The sequence below is a fragment of the Mesorhizobium sp. M1066 genome (assembly GCF_040318635.1).
Lineage (GTDB): Bacteria > Pseudomonadota > Alphaproteobacteria > Rhizobiales > Rhizobiaceae > Mesorhizobium.
The window spans coordinates 174,810-196,569 of sequence record NZ_JAMYMR010000005.1; the positions used below are offsets into that span (position 1 = coordinate 174,810).

Annotated in this window: 21 protein-coding genes; 3 read left to right on the forward strand and 18 right to left on the reverse strand. The window is 63.4% G+C overall.

Annotated elements, in window-relative coordinates:
- Positions 1–7: 7 nt before the first annotated feature.
- From NKH52_RS10360 to NKH52_RS10375, 4 genes are all read right to left on the reverse strand, one after another.
- Positions 8–2,968, reverse strand: a complete 2,961-nt coding sequence (locus NKH52_RS10360) for a bifunctional [glutamine synthetase] adenylyltransferase/[glutamine synthetase]-adenylyl-L-tyrosine phosphorylase (protein ID WP_352730665.1) — start codon at positions 2,966–2,968, stop codon at positions 8–10.
- A complete protein-coding gene (locus NKH52_RS10365) occupies positions 2,968–4,446 on the reverse strand; it encodes a sensor histidine kinase (RefSeq protein WP_352730666.1) in 1,479 nt (492 codons plus the stop codon). Before NKH52_RS10365 ends, NKH52_RS10360 begins: the two co-directional genes overlap by 1 nt.
- Before the next feature lie 7 nt (positions 4,447–4,453).
- Entirely contained in the window at positions 4,454–5,128 is a 675-nt protein-coding gene (locus tag NKH52_RS10370) for a response regulator transcription factor (RefSeq protein WP_023812818.1), read from the reverse strand.
- A gap of 350 nt (positions 5,129–5,478) precedes the next feature.
- Entirely contained in the window at positions 5,479–7,032 is a 1,554-nt protein-coding gene (locus NKH52_RS10375) for a Do family serine endopeptidase (RefSeq protein WP_352441296.1), read from the reverse strand.
- 196 nt (positions 7,033–7,228) lie between these two features.
- On the opposite strand from NKH52_RS10375, the gene NKH52_RS10380 reads away from it, so the two are divergent.
- Entirely contained in the window at positions 7,229–7,498 is a 270-nt protein-coding gene (locus NKH52_RS10380) for a CopG family ribbon-helix-helix protein (RefSeq protein WP_023812816.1), read from the forward strand.
- Positions 7,495–7,803 (forward strand): type II toxin-antitoxin system RelE/ParE family toxin, encoded by a 309-nt coding sequence (locus tag NKH52_RS10385; protein WP_128303003.1) that lies wholly within the window; start codon positions 7,495–7,497, stop codon positions 7,801–7,803. Before NKH52_RS10380 ends, NKH52_RS10385 begins: the two co-directional genes overlap by 4 nt.
- Here NKH52_RS10385 and NKH52_RS10390 read toward each other — a convergent pair.
- From NKH52_RS10390 to NKH52_RS10430, 9 genes are all read right to left on the reverse strand, one after another.
- Positions 7,800–8,264: a cytochrome c-type biogenesis protein gene (locus NKH52_RS10390; RefSeq protein WP_352730668.1), complete on the reverse strand. Its 465-nt coding sequence runs from the start codon at positions 8,262–8,264 to the stop codon at positions 7,800–7,802. The two genes, NKH52_RS10385 and NKH52_RS10390, sit on opposite strands and share 4 nt — an antisense overlap.
- Entirely contained in the window at positions 8,261–10,252 is a 1,992-nt protein-coding gene (locus tag NKH52_RS10395) for a heme lyase CcmF/NrfE family subunit (protein ID WP_352730670.1), read from the reverse strand. The genes NKH52_RS10390 and NKH52_RS10395 overlap by 4 nt, the downstream gene beginning before the upstream one ends.
- Positions 10,253–10,284: 32 nt before the next feature.
- Positions 10,285–10,728: a cytochrome c maturation protein CcmE gene (gene ccmE, locus NKH52_RS10400; protein WP_352730672.1), complete on the reverse strand. Its 444-nt coding sequence runs from the start codon at positions 10,726–10,728 to the stop codon at positions 10,285–10,287.
- A gap of 8 nt (positions 10,729–10,736) precedes the next feature.
- Positions 10,737–11,876, reverse strand: a complete 1,140-nt coding sequence (ccmI, locus tag NKH52_RS10405) for a c-type cytochrome biogenesis protein CcmI (RefSeq protein ID WP_352730674.1) — start codon at positions 11,874–11,876, stop codon at positions 10,737–10,739.
- A 93-nt stretch (positions 11,877–11,969) separates the two neighbouring features.
- The gene (locus tag NKH52_RS10410) at positions 11,970–12,407 is read right to left on the reverse strand and encodes an RT0821/Lpp0805 family surface protein (RefSeq protein WP_352730676.1); all 438 of its coding nucleotides are present in this window, start codon (positions 12,405–12,407) and stop codon (positions 11,970–11,972) included.
- 185 nt (positions 12,408–12,592) lie between these two features.
- Entirely contained in the window at positions 12,593–14,026 is a 1,434-nt protein-coding gene (locus tag NKH52_RS10415; protein ID WP_352730678.1) for an ATP-binding protein, read from the reverse strand.
- Positions 14,010–14,675 carry a response regulator transcription factor gene (locus NKH52_RS10420; RefSeq protein WP_023812809.1) on the reverse strand — a complete coding sequence of 222 codons (666 nt, stop codon included), beginning with the start codon at positions 14,673–14,675 and terminating at the stop codon, positions 14,010–14,012. The genes NKH52_RS10415 and NKH52_RS10420 overlap by 17 nt, the downstream gene beginning before the upstream one ends.
- Positions 14,676–14,793: 118 nt before the next feature.
- The gene (locus NKH52_RS10425; RefSeq protein WP_127257297.1) at positions 14,794–15,096 is read right to left on the reverse strand and encodes a hypothetical protein; all 303 of its coding nucleotides are present in this window, start codon (positions 15,094–15,096) and stop codon (positions 14,794–14,796) included.
- A 175-nt stretch (positions 15,097–15,271) separates the two neighbouring features.
- Positions 15,272–15,679 (reverse strand): DUF3168 domain-containing protein, encoded by a 408-nt coding sequence (locus tag NKH52_RS10430; RefSeq protein WP_352730680.1) that lies wholly within the window; start codon positions 15,677–15,679, stop codon positions 15,272–15,274.
- A 290-nt stretch (positions 15,680–15,969) separates the two neighbouring features.
- Between NKH52_RS10430 and NKH52_RS10435 the strand changes: the two genes are divergently transcribed.
- A complete protein-coding gene (locus NKH52_RS10435) occupies positions 15,970–16,755 on the forward strand; it encodes a 2-keto-4-pentenoate hydratase (RefSeq protein ID WP_352730682.1) in 786 nt (261 codons plus the stop codon).
- Here NKH52_RS10435 and NKH52_RS10440 read toward each other — a convergent pair.
- From NKH52_RS10440 to NKH52_RS10460, 5 genes are all read right to left on the reverse strand, one after another.
- Entirely contained in the window at positions 16,752–17,555 is an 804-nt protein-coding gene (locus NKH52_RS10440; protein WP_127292562.1) for an ABC transporter permease, read from the reverse strand. The genes NKH52_RS10435 and NKH52_RS10440 overlap by 4 nt on opposite strands.
- Complete coding sequence (locus NKH52_RS10445) at positions 17,555–18,388, reverse strand: ABC transporter permease (RefSeq protein WP_013532644.1); 834 nt, start codon at positions 18,386–18,388, stop codon at positions 17,555–17,557. Before NKH52_RS10445 ends, NKH52_RS10440 begins: the two co-directional genes overlap by 1 nt.
- Positions 18,389–18,413: 25 nt before the next feature.
- A complete protein-coding gene (locus tag NKH52_RS10450; protein ID WP_352730685.1) occupies positions 18,414–19,526 on the reverse strand; it encodes an ABC transporter substrate-binding protein in 1,113 nt (370 codons plus the stop codon).
- A 67-nt stretch (positions 19,527–19,593) separates the two neighbouring features.
- Positions 19,594–20,688, reverse strand: a complete 1,095-nt coding sequence (locus NKH52_RS10455) for an ABC transporter ATP-binding protein (protein ID WP_352550669.1) — start codon at positions 20,686–20,688, stop codon at positions 19,594–19,596.
- A 119-nt stretch (positions 20,689–20,807) separates the two neighbouring features.
- The gene (locus NKH52_RS10460; RefSeq protein ID WP_023812801.1) at positions 20,808–21,704 is read right to left on the reverse strand and encodes a LysR substrate-binding domain-containing protein; all 897 of its coding nucleotides are present in this window, start codon (positions 21,702–21,704) and stop codon (positions 20,808–20,810) included.
- Positions 21,705–21,760 lie beyond the last annotated feature (56 nt).

Below are 21,760 nucleotides of genomic sequence, written 5' to 3' on the forward strand. Positions count from 1 at the left end.
GATCGCTTCACGGTGATCCCGAACGAAACAAAAGATCAAAGTCCTTCCTGACCTTCTGCGACGTCTCCTTGAGGTGTGCTTCCAGCACACCGAAATCCGGCAAGTCGGTCACCGCCAGAAGCAGATCCGAAAGCCCCGGCGGAACGTCGTCGCGCTCAAAGGCTCCGGTGAGGCACAGCCGCGTCATCTGGGTCAGTGCAAGATAGAGCGCGTAGGCATCGCCAAGCTCCTGCCTTATCCCGGCATCGGCGAAGCCCGATGCAAGGCGCGACAGGATCTCGGCGGTGCCGGTGGCGCGGCGCCCGGTCTCGACCTGCCCGGTAATGACGGCCACCTGGGCGATGAATTCCAGATCGATCAATCCTCCGGGAATAAGCTTGATGTCCCAGAGATCGCGCGGCGGCTTTTCCTTCTCGATCATGGCCCGCATGTCCGCAGCCTCGGCCATCACCTTGGCGGCGTCGCGCGGCTGTCCAAGCACCGTCGCCACTTCCGCTTCAACCTCGCCGCACAGGCTGGCGTCGCCGGCAATGGCGCGGGCGCGGGCCAGCGCCATGTGCTCCCAGGTCCAGGCCTCCTGGCGCTGGTATTTCTTGAAGGCATCGATATGGGTGGCCACCGGCCCCTTGTTGCCGGACGGCCGCAGGCGCAGGTCGAGTTCGTAGAGCACGCCCTCCGCCGTCGGCGCCGACACGGCCGCGATCAGCCTTTGCGTCATGCGGGTGTAGTAATGCGAAGGCGCCAGCGGCTTGTCACCGTCGGACTCTTCGGCCTCAGGCGCGTGGTCGTAGAGCAGGATCAGATCGACATCCGATCCGGCGGTCAGCTCGCGGCTACCGAGCTTGCCCATGCCGAGCAGCGAAACCACGCCGCCGGCAATGGTGCCGTGGCGCGCCGCGAATTCGGCCGTCACCGCCTGCAACGCAGCCTCGATGGTGAGATCCGCCAGATCGGAAAAGGCGCGGCCGGCGCGCGCCGGATCGATCGAGCCGGCGAGCAGCCGGACGCCGATCAGGAATTTGTGCTCGGAGGCAAAGATGCGCAGCCGGTCGAGCACGTCTTCATAGAGCCGGTCGCCCTCGACAAAGGCGGAAAGCCGCGCCGACAGATAGGCGCGGTCCGGTAGTTCGGTGAGCAAGGCCGGGTCGAGCAAACCATCGAAGACATGCGGCCTGCGGGTGATGATCGCCGCCAGCCGGGGGGCGGCCCCCATGATCGTCGCCAGAAGCTTCAGCAGGGCAGGATTGGACTGCAGCAGGGAGAACAGCTGGATGCCAGCCGGCAGGCCGGCGAGAAACTCGTCGAAGCGCATCAGAGCTTCGTCGGCCCGGCGCGTCTGGCCGAAGGCGCGCAGCAGCGCCGGCGTCAGTTCCGTCAGCCGCTCGCGTGCCTCCGCCGATTGGGTGAGGCGATAGCGGCCGAAATGCCAGCCACGGATGACGCGGCAGATGTCGCTTGGCCGCTGAAAGCCGAGCCCGTGCAAGGTCTGCAGCGTATCGGGATCGTCGACATCGCCGGTGAAGACCAGGTTGCCGATGCCGGTCGATAGTTCGGGTGCTGTTTCGAACAGTGCCGCGTAGTGGCGTTCGACCTGCTGCAGCGAGGCACGGAACGCTTGGGAAAAGGCAGAAGCGTCGGCAAAGGCGAGCATGCGGGCGATGCGCTCCAGGCCTTCATCATCTTCCGGCAGCGTGTGCGTCTGCTCGTCGGCAACCATCTGCACGGCATGTTCGACGCGGCGCAGGAACCAGTACTGGCGGGCAAGCGCATCCCGCGCCTCGGCGGTGATCCAGCCGCGGGTCGCAAGCTCACCGAGCATCGGCACGGTCTCGCGGCCACGCAGTTCAGGGAAGCGTCCGCCGGCGATGAGCTGCTGGGTCTGGACGAAGAACTCGATCTCTCGAATGCCGCCGCGGCCAAGCTTGACGTTGTGGCCTTTGACCGCAATCTCGCCATGGCCCTTGTGGGCGTGGATCTGGCGCTTGATCGAATGGACGTCGGCAATCGCCGCGTAGTCCATGTATTTGCGCCAGATATAGGGCTGCAACTCCTTGAGGAAGGCCGCACCCGCGGCCAGATCGCCTGCCACCGGGCGTGCCTTGATCATGGCGGCGCGCTCCCAGTTCTGGCCGCGCGCCTCATAGTAGCGCAGTGCAGCCTCAACGGGGATCGCCAGCGGTGTCGAACCGGGGTCGGGGCGCAGCCTCAGATCGGTGCGGAAGACATAACCGTGTTCGGTGCGGTCCTGCAGGATGCGCACCAGGCGGCGCGTCAGCCTCGAAAACAACTCGGTGGCGTCGAGCGGATCGACGACGGCGGGCGCTTCCGGATCGAAGAAAACCACCAGATCGATGTCGGAGGAAAAATTCAGCTCATGCGCGCCGAGCTTGCCCATGCCGAGCAGGATCCAGCCCGATTGTTTCGACGGATTGCCGATATCCGGCAGTTTGAGTTTGCCCTGGCCATGCGCGTCGCGCAGCAGGAAGTCGACGGCCGCACGGGTGCAGGCGTCTGCAAGATCGCTCAATCGCCGGACCGTCAGCGCCGTTTCGGCCTCGCCGGCAAGATCGGCCAGCGCGATCAGGAAATGCGCCTCCGCTTTCCACTGGCGCAGCTCCATCATCAGGCCGGATTCCGAGACTGCTTCGGCTGGATGCACCTGGTCGATGGCGGCGCCGATCGCCTTCAGCCGAGCCTCGACTGTCTGCTCGAACAGCGCATCCAGGATTTGCGGCCGGCGACGTGCGGTATCACGCAGGAACGGCGACAGATCGAAGACGGCGGCAAGGAAATCCTGGCCCTCCCCTTTGCCTGCCAGGAACTTGGCCAGCCGCGTCAGCCCCTCTTCGCGCGCGGCGGAAGCGATCTCGGCCAGTTCCAACCGCGCACGGTCCTTGTCAAGCGGGGCAAGCCTGGCAGCCGGCTTCAGCAGCCATCCAGTCTCCACCCGCTTCGCTGCAGTGCTCATCAGTGATCCTCCCGAGCCGGGAAACTCATGACCACGGATAGTCCAGGATTGCCAGGCAAGAGTTCAAGCCGGCCATTGTGAAACGTCATGACCGCCTTGGCGAGGCTGAGGCCAAGACCGGAACCCGGCTGCGAACGGCTCTTCTCCAGCCGCACGAAACGTTCCGTGGCGCGCGCGCGGTCGCCATCGTCGGGAATGCCGTGTCCATTGTCGGCAACCGACAGGCGAACGTCCGCACCGGTTCGCTCGAGCGTGACGCGCACCGCCGGCTGGGCATTGGCGCCGGTGGAATATTTGATGGCGTTGTCGACGATGTTCGACAGCGCCTGACCGATCAGTTCGCGGTTGCCGTTGACGGACACCGCCTCGCGCGCGTCTGCTTCCAGCGATACGCCTGCCTCTTCCGCCACCGGCTCGTAGAGTTCGACGACATCGCGCACGGCCTCCGCCAGATCGACGCGGTTGGTGTTCTCCGAGGAGTAGCCAGCCTCCAGCCGGGAAATCATCAGGATGGCGTTGAAGGTTTTTATCAACTGGTCTGACTCGGCAATGGTGCCTTCCAGCGCCTGCCGGTAATCGGTGGGCTTTTGCTTGCCCGAAAGCGTCGCTTCGGCCCGATTGCGCAGCCGGGTCAGCGGCGTCTTCAGATCATGCGCGATGTTGTCGGAAACCTGCTTCAGGCCTTCGTTCAGCGCGGCGATCCTGGCCAGCATGGCATTGAGATTTTCGGAGAGCCGGTCGAACTCATCGCCAACCCCCGTCACGGGCAGCCTGCCCGACAGATCGCCGCCCATAATGCGGCGGCTGGCTTCCGACACGCTGTCGATGCGCTTCAGCGCGGCGCGGCCGACAAAAAACCAGATCAGCAATCCGCCCAGCCCCATCATGCCGAGCGCCAGCATCAGCGCACGGCGGATGACCGCACGAAACCGCTCCGGCTCGCCAAGGTCGCGGCCGACCAGCATGATCATCTGGTTCGGCAGCCGCAGCACCAGCGCTATGGCGTTGTGGCCCTTTTCGCCCTGCGCCTGCGCATCGTTCTGCTCGGATTGGGTGGTGGTACCCTGCTCGGCGGGAAGGTTGCGCAGGCGCTCGAGCTCTCCCTCGCCAAAGCGCTGATAAGAGAACGGACTGCTGGTCCAGCCTTCGTTCTCGAGAACGCCCGGCTCCAGGCTCTGCACATTGCCGGTCAGGATTTGGCCGTTGGCGTCGGCGATCAGGTAAAGGTTGGCGCCGGGCTGGCGCGAGCGCTGTTCCACCACGCGTACCAGGATCGGCAGGCCACCGCGCTGATAGGCGCGGGCAAGGCCGAGCACTTCGTCATTGATGGTCTCCTGCGTCTGTGCGGTCAGCATTCGCGCCGACAGCGACGTCATGTAGAAGACGAGCGCCACCGCGCAGAGCGCGAAGAGCAGGAAGTAGAGCGCCGAAAGCCGCGCTGCCGTCGTCTTCATGATGGCTGGCACGGAAAGAGCCATGCCGCAGCTAGCCGCTCTTCAGCATATAGCCGGCGCCGCGAACCGTATGCAGGATGGGCTTGTCGAAGCCCTTCTCGATCTTGCCGCGCAGCCGCGAGACATGGACGTCGATGACATTGGTCTGCGGATCGAAATGGTAGTCCCAGACATTTTCCAGCAGCATGGTGCGTGTCACCACCTGGCCGGCATGCCGCATCAGATATTCGAGCAAGCGGAATTCACGCGGCTGCAATGTGATCTCGCGTGACGCACGGCGGACCGAATGCGACAGCCTGTCGAGTTCGAGATCGCCGACGCGGTAGACGGTTTCGGCTTCCTTGGCGCTGGCGCGACGGTTCAGAACCTCAACGCGGGCGAGAAGCTCGGAGAAGGCATAGGGTTTCGTCAGGTAGTCGTCGCCGCCGGCGCGCAGCCCCGTGACCCTATCATCGACCTCGCCGAGCGCCGACAGGATCAGCACCGGCGTTGTGTTGCCCCTGGACCGGAGACCGGCAATGACCGACAGGCCGTCGCGACGCGGCATCATCCGGTCGATCACCATCACGTCGTAGTCGCCGGCGTCGGCGAGCGCAAAGCCGGTTTCGCCGTCACCGGCGACATGAGCGGTGTGACCGGCCTCGGCAAAGGCTTTCTGCAAGTAATCCGCAGCCTCGCGATCGTCTTCTATGACGAGAATCTTCATAGGGCTGTTATACGCGATTTCGCCGGAAGGTTGAGTGGCAGACATCTGCATTGTGGCCTTTGCCAAAGCGCACCGCGATCAAGATTGCCCGAAACCGTGCGCGATAAAGCTGCTCGCCGCCGATGTCGTTTGCATCGGATCGCGGAAGCGCTTTTGAAAGTGTGCGGCAGCGGACGATGGGAAGCCCGCTGCCGCCGGGGGAAGGCGCGATGACTGACTAACGCGCGCTCCTCCATGCTTTCCCGCACGGCGGCTCGGGGTATTGAAACTGCCGCACTGGAAAAGTCCAACCTGCCGCCGGAACGCCCTCACCCACCTGGAAAGGCCGAGAGAACGCTCCGGGACCGACCTCAGCCTTTGGCGACGGGCAGCGCGACGAACCGATTGGTGTCGTCGCGGGTGATCTGCATCAGCACTGCCTTGCGGCCGGATTTGACTGCTTCGGTCATCGCCTTGGTGACGTCTTCGGTGCCGTTCACTTCGGTCGAATTGACTGACGTGATGACGTCGCCCGGCTGGATGCCGCGATCGGCGGCGTCGCTGTCGGGATCGACATCGGTCACCACCAGTCCCTTGCCGTTTTCAGACTTGGTAACGGTCAGGCCGAGATCGGCCAGCGTGTCGGGCTTGGCCGGGGCGGCGGGCTGCTGCTGATCGACAGAGGCCTGCTTGTCGCTCGAAGGCAGTTTGCCGAGATCGACCTTGACCGTCTGGCTCTTGCCGTCGCGCCACACGGTGACATCAACCGACTTGCCAGGCGAGTAGGCGCCGATCAACCGTGCCAGTTCCTTCGGCGAAGCGACGTCCTTGCCGTCGACCTGGGTGATCACGTCACCGGCCGTGATGCCCGCCTTCTTGCCGGGACCATCGTCCTGGGCACTGGAAACCAGTGCGCCGTTGTTGGACTTCAGACCAAGCGACTCAGCGATGTCGGAGGTGACAGGCTGGATTTCCACACCGAGCCAGCCGCGCTGCACGGACCCGCTCTTCATCAGGTCCTGAACGACCTGCTTGGCGGTCGAAGCGGGAATGTCGAAGGCGATGCCGACGCTGCCGCCGGACGGCGAGAAGATCGCGGTGTTGATGCCGACGACCTGGCCGTTGAGGTTGAAGGTCGGACCGCCAGAATTGCCGCGGTTGACCGATGCGTCGATCTGGATGAAGTCGTCATAAGGGCCAGCGCCGATGTCACGGCCGCGGGCGGAGACGATGCCGGCGGTGACGGTTCCACCAAGACCGAACGGATTGCCGACGGCCACCACCCAGTCGCCGACGCGAACCTTGGAGTCATCGGCGAAGTCGACATAGGTAAACTTGCCGACGCCGTCGACCTTAAGCACGGCGAGATCGGTGCGCGGGTCGGTGCCGATCAGCTTGGCGTCGAGCTCCTTGCCGTCATGCATCACCACGGTGAAGGCCGAGCCTTCCGAAACGACGTGGTTGTTGGTGACGAGGTAGCCGTCATCCGAGATGAAGAAGCCGGACCCTTGAGCAACCGGCCGCGGCTGGTCGTTGTTGCGGTCGCGGTGGCTGAAGCGCCTGTTGCCGCCACCCTGGCCGTCCTGGTCACCAAAGCCACGGAATTCCTTGAAGAAGCGGCGCAGCTGTGGATTGTTGGGCAGGTTGTTCATGCCATCCTGGTCGTCGGACGGGTCGGAGCCATCATCGGCGGCCGGGCTGATCTTGGCCTTGACCTTGACGCTGACAACGGCGGGAGAAACGCGCTCGACGACATCGGCGAAGCCCGGCACCTGCGGCGCCTCGACGCGCACGGCATCGGCCAGAACAGGGCTGGTTCCGCTGGTCAGCGCGCCAACGCCGATCGCACCGGCCACCGCGACAGATGCGACGGCAGCCATGAGACGCTTGCGGGTGACGGAATATGAATTGGGGGCAATATTCATGGATTTCTTATCCTCTTTCAACGGACGCTGCTTGATCGGCATCCTCAGGAAAAGAGAATTAGAGCGGCACACATTACAGCGCCATTTCCGACACATGAAACTTTGGTAATGTTTGGGAGTCAGGGGACGTACAATCCCCTTGGCTGCCATGTCCGATGTGCTATCTTATACACAACTCAGCACAAGGCTTTCATAAATGACAGCAAGCACCACCATGACCATCCGGGTCTCTCCCGAAACCAAGCTGAAGCTGGAGCGGATCGCCACCGACACCCGGCGTAGCAAATCGTTCCTCGCCGCCGAGGCGGTCTCGGCCTACGTCGATCGCGAACTCGATATCATTGAAGGCATCAAACGCGGCATGGAAGATGCGGCGGCTGGCCGTGTCGTGCCTCACGACGATGCGATGGCGGAAATCGACGCAGTCATCGAATCGGCGGAAGCCAGGCGCTTGGGCAAGGCGTGAAGCGGTTCGTCGCCTGGTCGCGAGAAGCGCTGGACGATCTTAAGCAGCAAGTTGCCTTTATCGCTCAGGACAATCCTGCTGCCGCCCGACGCCTGGCGGATCGTATTCATGAAATGGGCCAGGGCCTTGGTGAGATGGCGACGGGCCGCCCAGGCCGAGTGACAGGCACATATGAGAAGCTCATCGACCGCCTGCCCTACATCATTGCCTATGAGTTGCGCCCAATCGCTGGCCGTCAGAGCGTCGTTATCCTGCGCGTCATTCACACGTCGCGAGACTGGCCCTCGGAGGAATGGCCAAGCTAATTGCCTAGTATCTTGTCCAGCGCCGCCTGTTCCTCAGTGGTCAACGCATTGGTCGCCAGCACGCGGCGCGACCGCGCGGTCAGCACGATGAAAACGCCTCCTATCAGCAACAGCAGGACGGGCGTGCCCCAAAGCAACGCATTGCGCAGGTCGAAACGCGGCTTCAGCAGCACGAACTCGCCGTAACGCGACACGACGTAATCCATCACCTGCTGGTCGGTGTCGCCGGCGACGAGGCGCTGACGCACAAGGACGCGCAAGTCGCGGGCAAGGTCGGCATCGGATTCGTCGATCGACTGGTTCTGGCAGACCATGCAGCGCAAGCCTTCCGAGAGCGCCCGCGCCCGCGCCTCCAGCGTCGGATCAGGCAGCACCTCGTCAGGCTTCACCGCCAGGGCCTTGCCGGCAAAGGACAGCGCCAGCAGCAGGACAATGGAGGTCAGCGAAAGCCGCGCGTTCATGGCAGGGTCGCGGATGGCACCGCGCTCGCCTGCTTGCGCCGCCGCGACGGCGCGCCGACGCGCAGGCGCCGGTCCATCAGTGACATCGCCGCGCCCGCCATCATCATCAGGCCGCCGCCCCAGATCAACGTCACCAGCGGTTTCCACCACAGACGGACGACGACGGAACCGTCATTGCCCTCGTCGCCGAGCGAGATGTAGAGCTGCGAGAAACCAATCGTCCTGATGCCCGATTCCGTCGTCGTCATCTGCCGCACCGGATAAAACCGTTTGGCGGAGCTGATTTCGCCAACAGGGCTGCCGCTGACGCCGATCAGTTCGAAGCGGCCGAGATCCTCGCTGTAATTCGGTCCCTGGGCCGGATAAAGTCCGACGAAACGCAGCGTATGGCCGGACAGTTCGACGGTCTCACCGGCATGCATCGACAGAATCCTCTCGGTGCCGAAGCAAAGTGTGCCGACGATGCCGAGCGTGGTCAGACCGAGGCCAAGGTGAGCGAAGGCGGTGCCGAAAACCGAGCGCGGCAGGCCGAGCAAGCGCCTGACCATGATCCCCGCTGCGACATTGCCGACCCCCGATTTGACGGCGAGGTCGGTGAGCGCGCCAAGGATCAGCCAGACGGCAAGGCCAACGCCCAGGGCTGCGAACACCGAGGCGCCGTCAATGAACAAAGCGGTGACCAGCGTCGCCAGCAGCGCCGCTGCAAAGGCCACCATAAGGCGCTGCGCGACGGCGAAGACATCGCCGCGCTTCCAGGCCAGCAAAGGCCCGAACGGAACCACGAGCAGCAGCGGCACCATCAGCGGTCCGAAGGTGAGATTGAAGAACGGCGCGCCGACCGAGATCTTGTCGGCTGAGAAGGCTTCGACGGCGAGCGGGTAGAGTGTGCCGACGAGGACGGTCGCCGTCGCCGTCGTCAGGAACAGATTGTTGAGGACCAGCGCCCCTTCTCGGGAAATCGGTTGGAACAGGCCGCCGGTCGTCAGCCGGGAAGCGCGCAGCGCAAACAGCGCCAGCGAGCCGCCGATAAACAGCGTCAGTATGCACAGGATAAACACGCCGCGCGTCGGATCGGTGGCAAAGGCGTGCACCGAGGTCAGCACGCCTGAACGCACGAGGAAGGTGCCGAGCAGCGACAGCGAAAAGGTCAGGATGGCGAGCAGCAGCGTCCAGATCTTCAGCGCCGAGCGCTTTTCCATGACGATGGCCGAATGGAGCAGCGCGGTCCCCGCCAGCCACGGCATGAAGGAGGCGTTCTCGACCGGATCCCAGAACCAGAAACCGCCCCAACCGAGCTCGTAGTAGGCCCAGTACGATCCCATGGCGATGCCGCCGGTCAGGAACATCCAGGCGACCAGCGTCCACGGCCGCACCCAGCGTGCCCAGGACGCGTCGATGCGGCCTTCGATGAGAGCGGCAACCGAGAAGGAAAAACAGATCGAGAAGCCGACATAGCCGAGATAGAGGAAAGGCGGGTGAATGGCGAGGCCGAGATCCTGCAGGATCGGGTTGAGATCGCGGCCTTCGATCGGCGCCGGATTGAGCCGGATGAACGGATTGGACGTCGCCAGGATGAACAGGAAGAAGGCGGCGCCGATGGCGCCTTGCACCGCTAGCACATTGGCGCGCAGCGTCGCCGGCAGGTTGGAGCCGAAAGCGGCGACGAGCGCGCCGAAGAAGGTCAGGATCAACACCCAAAGCAGCATCGAGCCTTCATGATTGCCCCAGGTTCCGGTGATCTTGTAGATCAACGGCTGCAAGGAATGCGAGTTTTCCCACACGCTTGCCACCGAGAAATCGGAGCTTGCATAGGCACTCGCCAACGCTGCGAAGGACAGCGCCGTCAAGGCAAAGCCGGTCACTGCGACCGGACCGCCGACGGCCATGAGGCGCTGGTTGTTCAGGCGCGCGCCAAACAGCGGCACCACCGTCTGCACCAGCGAAAGCGCAAACGCCAGGACGAGGGCGAAATGTCCGGTTTCAACCATGCCCGTGATCCATTGTCGCTCTCCTGCCGGAGCTATTCACTCTTGTTCTCCTGCCAGACGCCCTTGGCCTTGAGGCCGTCCGCAACCTCCTTGGGCATGTAGCGCTCATCATGCTTGGCCAGCACGCTATCGGCAACAAAAACCCCGTCCGGGCCGAAAGTACCCTCGGTGATGACGCCCTGCTCTTCGCGGAAAAGGTCGGGCAGGATGCCGGTGTAGGTGACCTTGACCGATTTGTGCGTGTCGGTCACCGAAAAGCCGACCGTGGCCCCCTGTTCGCGCTGGATCGTGCCTTTTTCGACCAATCCACCCAACCGGATGCGCTGGCCAGGCTGGACGCTGGCGGTGGTGAGATCGGCCGGCATGTAGAAATAGGAGGCCTTCTGGCCAAGCGCGTAAAAAGTCAGCCCGGTCGCGGCACCCAGGAAGACCAGCCCGCCCGCGATCACCGACAATCGTTTCTGCTTGCGCGTCATGTCTTGTTCTACTCCGTCGCCGCAAGCCCAAGCGAAGCGGCAAAGGCAGTGAATTTCTTCGCCTGGTCACTGTCGGCTCCAAAGACGGCAATGGCGCGACCGAGCGCCTCACGCGCCTGATCGGCCTTGCCGAGCACGACATAGGAACGAACGAGCCGCATCCATCCTTCCGGGTCGCGCGGATTTTGCCGCAGTTTGTCGTCGAGGCCGGCAACCATCGTATTGATCATGGTCTCCCGGTCCTGCGGCGACATCGAGGATGCGGCGTCGACATCGCCGGCATCGGGACCGTTGGTGGCGCCGCCGGAAGCGACGTCGGAGCCTCCGGATTTGGCGAGCGCCTGCTCGACGGCACCGCGCCATGGCGAATCCGGCGGCAATCTGCCCAGCATCGCCTGCCATGCCGTGGTCGCTTCCTTGGCGCGACCCTCCTGCGCCAATGCCATGGCCAGGTAGAAGCTGGCCTTCGCATTGGCCGGATCGAGCTTCAGGGCTGCTTCGAAAGCATCCTGGGCATCGGCCGAGACAATGCCGCCTGCCGCGCTGGCGATCGCCTCGCCGAGACCGGCTTGGCGAACGGCGCTGTCGCCATCGAGCCGAATGGCGTTGCGATAGGCTCCTGCCGCGTCGGAAAAGCGCTGCATGCGCAGATAGACCGGTGCCAGCACGTCCCAGCCCCTGCCGTCAGTGGGATTGGCGGCCAGATGGGCTTCGGCCCGCGCCACCAGCTCGTCGACCGAACTGTCGGCGGGATTCTTGGCCAACCGCTCGCTGAGCGGTTGCGACGGCAGGTCAGGGGAGCCAAGCTTGACATAGAGCCCCCAACTGACCAGCGGCACCGCCAGCACGGCTACGGTTGCCACCAGCCTTGCCGTGATCGACGCTCGGCCAGGGTTTGCGCCGCCGGCGGTACCCGCATTGTCAAGGCGAAGGATGCGGCGAGCGATCTCGGCGCGGGCCTCGGCGGCTTCGGCCGGCTGGATCAAGCCACGCGCGGTGTCGCGGTCAAGTTCAGACAATTGGTCCCGATAGACTTCGAGATCATGTTCGCCGCTCGACGACGCGCCCTTGGCGCTGGCGGCCAGCGGCAGCAGCACCGCCAGGCTTGCACCCAGCGTGAGAATGGCGGCTATGACCCAGAACAGCATGGTTCTTCCAATACCGGCAGAGCTCTGCCGTGCCAACAGATGCATGCTGCGACGCTTTGACGACGCCAGCCGCCAATCGTCGGCAGACGGTCGTCAGGTCAGCGGCGTCCAGCTGCCATCGGCGTTGCGGCAAGCGGTTCCACGCGCCGTGACCCCGGCGCCGGCGGAAAACACCGTCTGCGTGTACTGGCGGCAGTCCTGCGAACCGACGCGGTACGGCTGGGCCGGAACCACCTCGCCGTAGCGCGAAGCCTGAGCGCCCTTCCACGTCACCTTCTGGCCACTGGTCGTATATTCTAGCGCCTTGTATTCAGCCTCGAGCGCGCTGCGCTTCTCGGTCTCGCTGAGGCCGTTGCCGATCGCCCCGCTGATGAGGCCGCCGCCCATCGCCGAAATGATCGTCGTGGACATCGTGGCGCTGGAAGGAGGTGTCGAGGCCGGTGTCACTGCCACGGCTGGACCCTTGCCGCTCAAGGTGGTGCAGCCGGAAACGGCCAGCAATGCGGAAACGAGAGCGACGCGAATCTTCATGCCAACAACCGATTTTCTTGAGTGGGAGCCTGCCATGGATGCGCCGGGGGCCGCGTCATCGGAGAAGTTGGCGTGGCCATAGTATTGATATTTGTCGGAAATTTGGCCGCTGGCCGCTGCAGGACCAATCGACATGCCGCCAATAACATCTCCCGTCCCTCTATGTCGATTGGCCCTAGTGAACATCACTGAAGGCTCCGCAATCGCACCGCCGCCTTCAATCCGCCCATACCGGACCGTTCGAGCGCCAGAACGCCTCCATACTCGTTGACAAGGTCTGCGACAATGGCCAGCCCCAGACCTGTTCCGGGCTTTGTCTCGTCCAGACGCCGTCCCCGCTTCAGCGCGTCGCGCGCCTTGTCCTCGGGAATGCCTGGACCGTCATCCTCTATGCCGATCTCAAACAGGCCGGCCGGGTCGTCCTTGCCGGTCAAGGGCACGACCGAAACCTGCACCGCGCTCTTTGCCCATTTCATCGCGTTTTCAAGGAGATTGCCCAGCAACTCCTCAAGGTCCTCGCGCTCGCCGGCGAAGACGATCTCGGCCGCCGGCAGCGACAGCGACAGATTTGTCTGCGGATTGAGCTTCTGCATAACCCGCACCATGCGCTGCACCAGCGGCGTCACCGGCGTGCGGTAGACGACGCTGTCGCGTTGTGCCGCGACGCGGGCGCGCTGGAGATAGTGTTCAACCTGCTTCTGCATGGAAGCGGCCTGTTCGGCGATCAGCTGCCCCTTGGCACCGCCGAGCGCGCGGCCCTCGTTGAGCAGTACCGCCAGCGGCGTCTTCAGCGAATGGGCGAGATTGCCGACCTGTGTTCGCGACCGTTCGACGATGCGCCTGTTGTTTTCGATCAACGCATTGGTTTCGTTGGCAAGCGGTTCGATCTCGGCTGGGAAGCGGCCGTCGAGCCTCTGCGCGGTGCCCTCGCGCACCATGGCAAGCGCGTTCCTGACCCGGCGCAACGGCTGCAGGCCAAGCAGGATGGCGATCGCGTTGATGGCGATCATGCCGACGCCGAACAGGGAGAGGTAAGTCAGCAGGCGGCGCTGGAAGGTAGCGATTTCCTGTTCGAGTTCGCTTTGGTTGCCCATGACGCGGAAGCGCGCGGCGCGGTTCTTGGAATCGAGAACGAATTCGCTCTCGAACACTTCGAGCTGCTCACCATCGATGCCTTCGGTCGGATAGCTGCGCTGGAAGTTAGCGTTGAACGGCACATCGGCAACGCTCGGCGACGGGATGTTTTTCAACATCGAAGACGAATGAAGATCACCATGCACACCTTCCGAAGCGGGCTCCACCGACCAGTACCAGCCCGAATTCGGCTCCGAGAACCGAAGGTCGCCGAGGTCTGGCGCGCCGGTCAGCGCACCGCTGTCGGAGATGCCGATCGAACCGATCAGGTTGAACAGATGCGCCGAAAGCAGGCTGTCGAAGCCCCGCTCGCTGGCCTGGCGATAGAGCGTGGTGATCAGGGTGAAGATGACGACAAGCGTTACGATCGCCCAGACCGTGGAAAAGGCGATGACGCGGAACGTCAGGGAACGCGGCCACAAACGCAGCGAAAGCGGCGCCCTTGCGGTTGGTTTGAGCGGTTCCGAGTTACGCCTCCGGCTCACGCATGCGGTAGCCCATGCCGCGCACGGTTTCGATCATGTCGATGCCCATCTTCTTGCGCAGCCGCCCGACAAACACCTCAATGGTGTTGGAATCGCGGTCGAAATCCTGATCGTAGAGGTGCTCGACCAGTTCGGTCCGCGAGACGACCTCGCCCATATGGTGCATCAGATAGGCAAGCAGGCGGAATTCGTGCGACGTCAGTTTCAACGGCACGCCGTCGACATCGGCCTTGGAGGCCTTGGTGTCGAGACGCAGCGGCCCGCAGGTCAGTTCGGACGAGGCATGGCCGGCAGCCCGCCGGATCAGGGCCCGTAACCTCGCCAGCACCTCCTCGATGTGGAACGGCTTGGTGACGTAGTCGTCGGCGCCGGCATCGATGCCGGAGACCTTGTCGCTCCAGCGGTCGCGCGCCGTCAGGATCAGCACCGGCATCTTGCGGCCGCCGCGTCGCCAACGCTCGACCACGCTGATGCCGTCCATCTGCGGCAGGCCGATATCGAGCACGACGGCGTCGTAGGGCTCGGTGTCGCCAAGGAAATGGCCTTCCTCGCCGTCGAAGGCGCGGTCGACGACATAGCCGGCATCGACCAGCGCATCCGATATCTGCCGATTGAGATCCTTGTCATCTTCGACGACGAGTACACGCATGCGGAGTTCGATACCTGTTGAAGAGCTTTACCTGTTGAAGAGCTTTGTCAGATTGAAGACTGGGGCAGATATAGGCCGATTCCGGCGGCCTGGGAAACGTAGCCTAAGGTTGATTGGATCAGTTCAGCGGAACGACGATTTCGGAACGGCGCGGACGTTGTCCGTCCTTGCCCGGAACGAGCACGACGATGACACAGACCGGCTGGCCGCCGCGCGTCGACTGCGAGGCCTTGGCCAGCGTTCCGCCATTCTGTTCGGCCACCTGTTGGCCGATGGCGTAGCAATCGGACGCCGCCAGTACGATCGGACTGGCCAACTCGGGCGGCGCGATGACCGGCATCGCCATCGCCTGCGACGCGAACAGCCCGGCAGCACAAAGCGCCAGTGTCGCGGTTCGGAAGTGGGAGCGAAGCGTTTTCATGACCGGCGTTGTAACGCATCGGTGCTGAACGTGAAATGAACGGTGAACGCCGCTGAAAACATCCTCGCCACACCCCTGCAACGCGAGACAGTCAATCTGGAATTTCACCGCCTCGAACAGGTGAAATCCCGCGAAAGCCCAGTCTAGACTCCGTTTTGACCATATTGAAAGCGCATCAGGCATTTTCCTGGGTTGTCGCGCGAAAACGCAGCAGCCCGTGATGCACGAGCAGATCCTCGTCATGGCGGGCTTCGGCAAATTCCAGCGACAGTCGTGTCTGGCCGCGAGGGCCGATCACCAATGCTGCGTCGGCAAGGCGCGCCTGGATGGCGGCCATGATGGCAAGCGTTTCCGCGTCGCCATGGGCTTTCGACCAGACATGCAGCGTAATCAACTGATCGTCGGTGTTCTCGGTGCTCGTATCCCAGTCGAAAGCGGAGGTCTGGCCGCAGGTCACGTACGGAAAAGCGGCATTGTCGGTTGGCCGTTCGAGCAGTCCGGCGCCGCCCAGCAAGGCCGATAGCGATGCATCGCTTTTCAGCCTGAGAAACAGTGCCTGCTGTAAATCGCCTGGCGCGGTCATCGTCTTTTCCTCCGGTTCCTGCGCTGCCGACTATTGCTTTTCGGAAGCCCGCGTTCTGCGTGTTCTGACAGATATAGCCATTCGACGCGCGGAGGCGATGGCGATTCGTCATCGGAATGATGGATGCCGATGATCTCGAAAGGGCGACTTTGCCAACACCATCGTCCGCGGGCACCGAGCTGTGAACATGGACTCTCGATTCCTGGTCACATATTCTCGCTCCATACAGGGTCGCATGACGCAATGTTCCTTGCCGTTTTTGATCCACGAAGCCATTTCGGAAGCTGATGATGCTCGATGCAGAAAAGACCAGGGCTGCGTCGCGGCTGTTGGTAGGCCACTGGGACAAGGGCACCCGTCTCGACGCCATACCCGAGGCGTTGCGCCCACAAACACGGCTCGAAGGTTACGCTATCCAGTCGCATGTCATGGATCGCTCGGTGGCTCCGCTTTTCGGCTGGAAGATTGCCGCAACCAGTCTGGCCGGACAAAGGCACATCAACGTCGACGGCCCGATGGCCGGGCGCCTGCTGGCCGAAAAAGCGGTTGAGGTTGGCGGGACCGTTTCCCTGGCGACGAGCAAGATGCGCGTGGCCGAGATCGAATTCGCTTTCCGCTTTGGCCGCCAGTTGCCGCCGCGCCCAGCATCCTATGAAATCGCCGAGGTGATGGATGCCGTGGCCGCCTTGCACCCGGCGATCGAAATTCCGGACTCACGCTATGATGATTTTTGCGCCGTCGGGGCGCCGCAGCTCATAGCGGACAACGCCTGTGCCAATCTGTTTGTCATCGGTGAGGCGGCGGACGACTGGCGGGACGTGGACCTTGCAAAGCACCCCGTGGTCGCCTCCGTTTCCGGAAGGTCGCAACATGACGGATCGGGAGCGGCCGTGTTGGGCGATCCTCGCATTGCGCTCACATGGATCGTCAACGAACTGTCGGGCCTCAGCATAACGCTCCAGCCGGGACAGGTGGTGATTACAGGCACCTGCGTGACGCCGATAAGTGTCGAGGCAGGTGACGAAGTCACTGGCGATCTAGGCAGGTTTGGCCGTGTCTCTGTGCGGTTTGTTTAGGCTCCGCGCTGCCTGGCCACGAAACTGCGCACCGCCAGCACCAGAACGGTGATGATGATCAGGATCACCGAGAGCGCGGCGATCGCAGGATCGATGTTGTCGCGCAGGCCCATCCACATCAGCCTCGGCAGCGTGATGGCGTTGACCGAGGTGATGAACAGGGTGACGCCGATTTCTTCCCATGACAGCACGAAGGAGAGAAGTGCGGCGGTGACGATGCCGAACTTGATGTTGGGCATGATGATGCGGGTGGCGCGCTCCCATACAGTGGCCCCTAAGCCACGGGCGGCAAGGTCGATGCGGCGGTCGAGCTGGCTGAGCGAGACCAGCATCAGCACGGTGGCGAAGGGCACCGTCATCACCGAATGGGCCATGGCGACGCCAAGCCAGGTGTCATAGCCGAAGAACGCGCTGAACCCCGAGATCGAGGTCAGCAGGAAGTAGAGCGTGATCGCCGAGACCACCGGCGGCACCACCATCGGCAGCAGAACGAAGCCGACCAGGGCTGCGGTAAAGCGCGGCTGGAACATCCAGACGCCAAGGCTGAAGCACAGCGCGAGCACGGTGGAAAAAACGCTGCTGACGACACCGATACGGATCGAGAGCAGGATCGATTGGAGCCAGCGCGGATCCTCGACCAGCGCCCGGTAGTGGCGCAGCGACAGTTCGCCCGATGGCATTGCCAGCATGCGGCTCGGCGTCAGGGACACCGGGATGACCGCGAGCAGCGGCATCAGCAGGAACAGCGCCACGAAGGCGGCGATGATCAGCGAGACGGGACCGGGGCGATAGGTCGGCATCAGATCAACTGCTTCGGTCTGACATAACGGAACAGCAGCGCCATCAGCGCGCCGACGAACAGCACCAGCACGACGCTGATCGCTGCACCCAGACCCCAGTCCGGGCTCTGGAAGATCCTGAGATAGATCAGTTCGGCGATCATGACGCTGCGGCCGCCGCCGAGGATCGCCGGCGTGACGAAGAAGCCGAGCGAGAAGACGAACACGATCATCGCCGCGCCGATGATGCCGGAGCGCGTCATCGGCACGAACACCGTCCAGAAGGTGCGCATGCGGCTGGAACCGAGGCCACGCGCAGCTAAAAGCACGCGGTCGTCGAGGCTGCGCATGGCCGACGCCAGCGGGAAGACGGCGAACGGAATGAGGAAGTGCGTCATGCCGACGATGACGCCGAATTCGTTGCGCACCAGTGCCAACGGTTCGGAAATGAAGCCGATCGCCTGCAGCCAGGTGTTGATCAGGCCGCGATTGGAGAGCAGCGCCACCCAGCCGAAAGCACGGGTCAGCACGGAAATCCAGAAGGGGACGAGAATGCAGAACTCGGCGATCAGGCGCTGTGCCGGGGTTCCACGCACCCAGACGACGGTGATGGCGTAGGCAGCTGCCACCGAAACGACAGTGACGACCGCCGCGATGCGCAGCGTGCGGATGAACACCGACTGCACGAGATCGTCGGTGAGCAGCGCCTCATACTGGCCGAGGCCGGGCGTCGGCAGTGTAAAGCTCCATTTGACGACGCCGAGGAACGGCCAGGCATAGGCCAGGACAAGAAACAGGAGCAGCGGCGCCATCAACAGCGCCGCGCCCATCCTGTCGGAGAGATAGGATCTCATTTCGACCCGATTACCCCGCCCCTGATCAGGCCGAGATGATCTTGGTGTATTCGTCGAGCGCCGGCCCGTAATTCTTGGCGTACCAGTCCATGTCGAGCGCGATCTGCTTCTTCATGTTCTCGGGATCGACCGGATTGATGCGCTTCTTGTCGGCCGGGATCAGCGCGTCTGCCGCCGGGTTTGCAGGACCTTGGCCGAGCTTGTCGAACATGACCAGCTGCTTTTCAGGGTCCTGGGTACTGGCGATGAACTTCATCGCAGCGTCCTTGCCGCCGGGGTTGTTCTTGAGCACGGCCAGCGCGCCGGGCGAGATCAGGCCCTGGTCCCAGATGAACTTGATCTTGCCGCCCGAATCCTGCTCGATCAGCGAGGCGCGGGTCGACCAGACGATCGCCATCGAGGCTTCGCCATTGAGCAGCACGCTCTGGCTTTCGGCGCCGCCGCCCCAATAGGCAACGACGTTTTCCTTGAAAGCGGCGATCTTGTCATGGGCGCGCTTGAGGTCGAGCGGGTAGAGCGACGCAGGCGCGATACCGTCGGCGAGCAGCGCCGCTTCCCAGCTCGACACGCCCCATTTGTAGAGCGAGCGCTTGCCGGGGAATTTCTTCACGTCGAAGAAATCGGCCATGCCGGTCGGCGCGTCCTTGCCGTACTTCTCGGAATCATAGGCGATGACATAGGAGAAGAAATAGGTCGAGGCGGCGTATTCCCAACCAAAGCCGGGCCGCATCTTCTTCTTGTCGACGATGTTGTAATCGATCGGCTCGAGAGCCCCCTGGGCGCCGAGCGTGATGGCCGAGAACGGATCGACATCGACGAGATCCCAGGTCGGCGCGCCGCTCTTGAACTGCGCGGCGATGGCACCTTCGGTCGGACCCGAACCGTCCATCTTGACGGTGATGCCGGTGTCCTTGGTGAAGGCCTGGCCATAGGCGGCATCGTAGGCGGTGATGGCATCGCCACCCCAGTTGACCAGCACAAGTTCCTTGGCCTGCGCAAAGGCACCTGTCGAGCGCAGCATCGGCGTGCCGGCCAGCACGAGTGCCGCCAACTGTGTGAACTGCCGGCGCGAGATCTCGCCGCGACCTGCCCTGGCGGACAGGCTATCGATGGCTTGTTTCTTGGTATCATGTGTCATGTCAGTTCCCCTTTTTTGTTGTTGATAGTGCCGGAAAGCGGTCTGCGATGTCTCGCCACACCGCTTGTCATTGTCCTCCATGCGGAAGAAGGAAACCCTTTTCCGCCGGCCAGGTGAGCCAGACGGAGTTACCCTTGCTCAACGCCGCGGCAGCCACCTCGTTCGGCACCGAGACCGTGACCTTGGCGCCTTGCCGCGTTGTCAGGTCGAGCCGCGTTGCAGCACCTAGGTAGGTGGAGTTGGTGGCGGTAGCGGCGATCCCATTCTCACCATCTGCCGCCTCGCCCGATATCGACATGTATTCGGGCCGGATCGCCAGGATGGCGTCGCCGCGCACGAGTTCGGCCTTGCAGCCCATGCTGACCGCGCGGTCTTCGCACAGGCCGGTCGAGCCATTGCCGGCGGGCTTGACCCCCTTTAGCGGCAGCATGTTGATCTCGCCAAGGAACTCGGCGACGAAGCGGTTGTCCGGCCGGTCGTAGACCTCGTCGGGCGCGCCGACCTGCAGCAGTTTGCCGTGGTTGAAGATGGCGACGCGCGACGACAGCGCCAGCGCCTCGCTCTGGTCGTGGGTGACGAAGACGAAGGTGGTGCCGGTCTCCTGGTGCAGCCGCTTCATCTCGGCCTGCATCTGGCCGCGCAGGCCCTTATCGAGCGCGGAAAACGGCTCATCGAGCAACAGCACGCCAGGTTCGAACACCAGCGCACGGGCCAGCGCCACGCGCTGCTGCTGGCCGCCCGACAGTTGCGCCGGCAGTTTTTTCTCGTGGCCCTTGAGGCCGACGCGCTCGATCATCTCGCCGACACGGCGCTTGATGTCGGCGGCCGATTTCTTGCGCACCTTGAGTGGGAAGGCGATGTTGGCTTCGACGCTCATATGCGGGAACAGCGCGTAGCCCTGGAACACCATGCCGGCGGCGCGTTGCTCGGCCGGCCGGTCGGTGATGTCGACGCCGTCGCTGAACAGCTTGCCCTCGGTCGGCTGCACGAAGCCGGCAAGGATCATCAGGAAGGTGGTCTTGCCCGAACCGGACGGCCCGAGCAGGGTCAGGAACTCGCCACGGCCGATATCGAGCGACAGATTGTCCAGCGCACGGAACGAGCCGAAGCTCTTGCCGATCCCGATTGCCTTGATCTCTGCGGCACGGCCGGGTTGCTGCATACTGCCCTTTCCCTAACGCTTGTCGAAATCGTAGGCAGGGTGCCGGCTCACCGCAACCGAATAGTTTTCGCGTGATCGGCAAATTCCATTCATCTATGGCGAGATGTCGCCAACTGCCCTCAATACGGCAGAATGCGGTTCTCCTGGAGTTTCGACCGCAGCCATCCCGCGAACGCTTCCAGAACCGGATGCGAAGCCTTGGCATGTTCGGAAACCAGGAAATAGGAGCGCGGCGACTTGATCGCTATATCGAACGGCCTGACCAACCGGCCTTCGCTCAGCGCCCGCCGGCTGGTCAGTTCGTCGCCCATGGCGATGCCCTGGCCGGCAATCGCCGCCGAAAAGACGAGGTTCATGTCCGAAAAGAAGATGCCGCCCTCAATGTCGGGGTTTTCCACCTTGGACAGCGCCAGCCAGCGCGCCCAATCCTCGGTGTCGTCGAGATGCAGCAGGTTGGCGCGCAGCACGTCGGACGGCCGGGAAAAGCCGCCGATCTTGTTGAGCAGCGTCGGGCTGCAGAGCGGCGTGAACGAGATTTCGCAGAGCGGTTCGACCGCCCGGTTCGGCCAATTGCCGACACCAAACGCAATGAAGGCATCGGCATCGGCATTGCTGACATCGTCGAGCCGCCGCGGCGTCAGGATGCGCAGCGCCACGTCAGGATACATCTGCCGGAACTCGCCGATATGGGTGCACAGGAACAGCGAGGCGAAGCCGGGCGTGCAACTGACGGCGAACGAGCCGCCGACGCCGGTGCCGGCATCACGCGTCACCGCGTCACCCAGAACGGTCAGCGCCTTGCGCACGTCGCTGGCGTAGCGCTGGCCGCGCGGCGTCAGCGCCACGCCCTTGCCGATGCGTTCGAGCAGGTCGAAGCCGAGGTCGCGCTCCAGCAGGCGAAGCTGATGGCTGACAGCGCTGCGGGTCAGGTGCAACTCGTCGGCGGCGCGCCAGACGCTGCCGTGCCGGGCGAAGCTGTCGAGCGCGCGCAGCGCTTGTGTCGATGGTATACGCAAGGAGCCTCAGGTGAACCGAATTTGCACGAACCGGGAAAACATATCACTTTTTAGCG

Coding starts and splice junctions, on each gene's coding strand:
- NKH52_RS10360 (WP_352730665.1), bottom strand. CDS start 2,968: ATGAGCACTGCAGCGAAGCGGGTGGAGACTGGATGGCTGCTGAAGCCG.
- NKH52_RS10365 (WP_352730666.1), bottom strand. CDS start 4,446: ATGGCTCTTTCCGTGCCAGCCATCATGAAGACGACGGCAGCGCGGCTT.
- NKH52_RS10370 (WP_023812818.1), bottom strand. CDS start 5,128: ATGAAGATTCTCGTCATAGAAGACGATCGCGAGGCTGCGGATTACTTG.
- NKH52_RS10375 (WP_352441296.1), bottom strand. CDS start 7,032: ATGAATATTGCCCCCAATTCATATTCCGTCACCCGCAAGCGTCTCATG.
- NKH52_RS10380 (WP_023812816.1), top strand. CDS start 7,229: ATGACAGCAAGCACCACCATGACCATCCGGGTCTCTCCCGAAACCAAG.
- NKH52_RS10390 (WP_352730668.1), bottom strand. CDS start 8,264: ATGAACGCGCGGCTTTCGCTGACCTCCATTGTCCTGCTGCTGGCGCTG.
- NKH52_RS10395 (WP_352730670.1), bottom strand. CDS start 10,252: ATGGTTGAAACCGGACATTTCGCCCTCGTCCTGGCGTTTGCGCTTTCG.
- ccmE (WP_352730672.1), bottom strand. CDS start 10,728: ATGACGCGCAAGCAGAAACGATTGTCGGTGATCGCGGGCGGGCTGGTC.
- ccmI (WP_352730674.1), bottom strand. CDS start 11,876: ATGCTGTTCTGGGTCATAGCCGCCATTCTCACGCTGGGTGCAAGCCTG.
- NKH52_RS10410 (WP_352730676.1), bottom strand. CDS start 12,407: ATGAAGATTCGCGTCGCTCTCGTTTCCGCATTGCTGGCCGTTTCCGGC.
- NKH52_RS10420 (WP_023812809.1), bottom strand. CDS start 14,675: ATGCGTGTACTCGTCGTCGAAGATGACAAGGATCTCAATCGGCAGATA.
- NKH52_RS10425 (WP_127257297.1), bottom strand. CDS start 15,096: ATGAAAACGCTTCGCTCCCACTTCCGAACCGCGACACTGGCGCTTTGT.
- NKH52_RS10430 (WP_352730680.1), bottom strand. CDS start 15,679: ATGACCGCGCCAGGCGATTTACAGCAGGCACTGTTTCTCAGGCTGAAA.
- NKH52_RS10435 (WP_352730682.1), top strand. CDS start 15,970: ATGCTCGATGCAGAAAAGACCAGGGCTGCGTCGCGGCTGTTGGTAGGC.
- NKH52_RS10440 (WP_127292562.1), bottom strand. CDS start 17,555: ATGCCGACCTATCGCCCCGGTCCCGTCTCGCTGATCATCGCCGCCTTC.
- NKH52_RS10445 (WP_013532644.1), bottom strand. CDS start 18,388: ATGAGATCCTATCTCTCCGACAGGATGGGCGCGGCGCTGTTGATGGCG.
- NKH52_RS10450 (WP_352730685.1), bottom strand. CDS start 19,526: ATGACACATGATACCAAGAAACAAGCCATCGATAGCCTGTCCGCCAGG.
- NKH52_RS10455 (WP_352550669.1), bottom strand. CDS start 20,688: ATGCAGCAACCCGGCCGTGCCGCAGAGATCAAGGCAATCGGGATCGGC.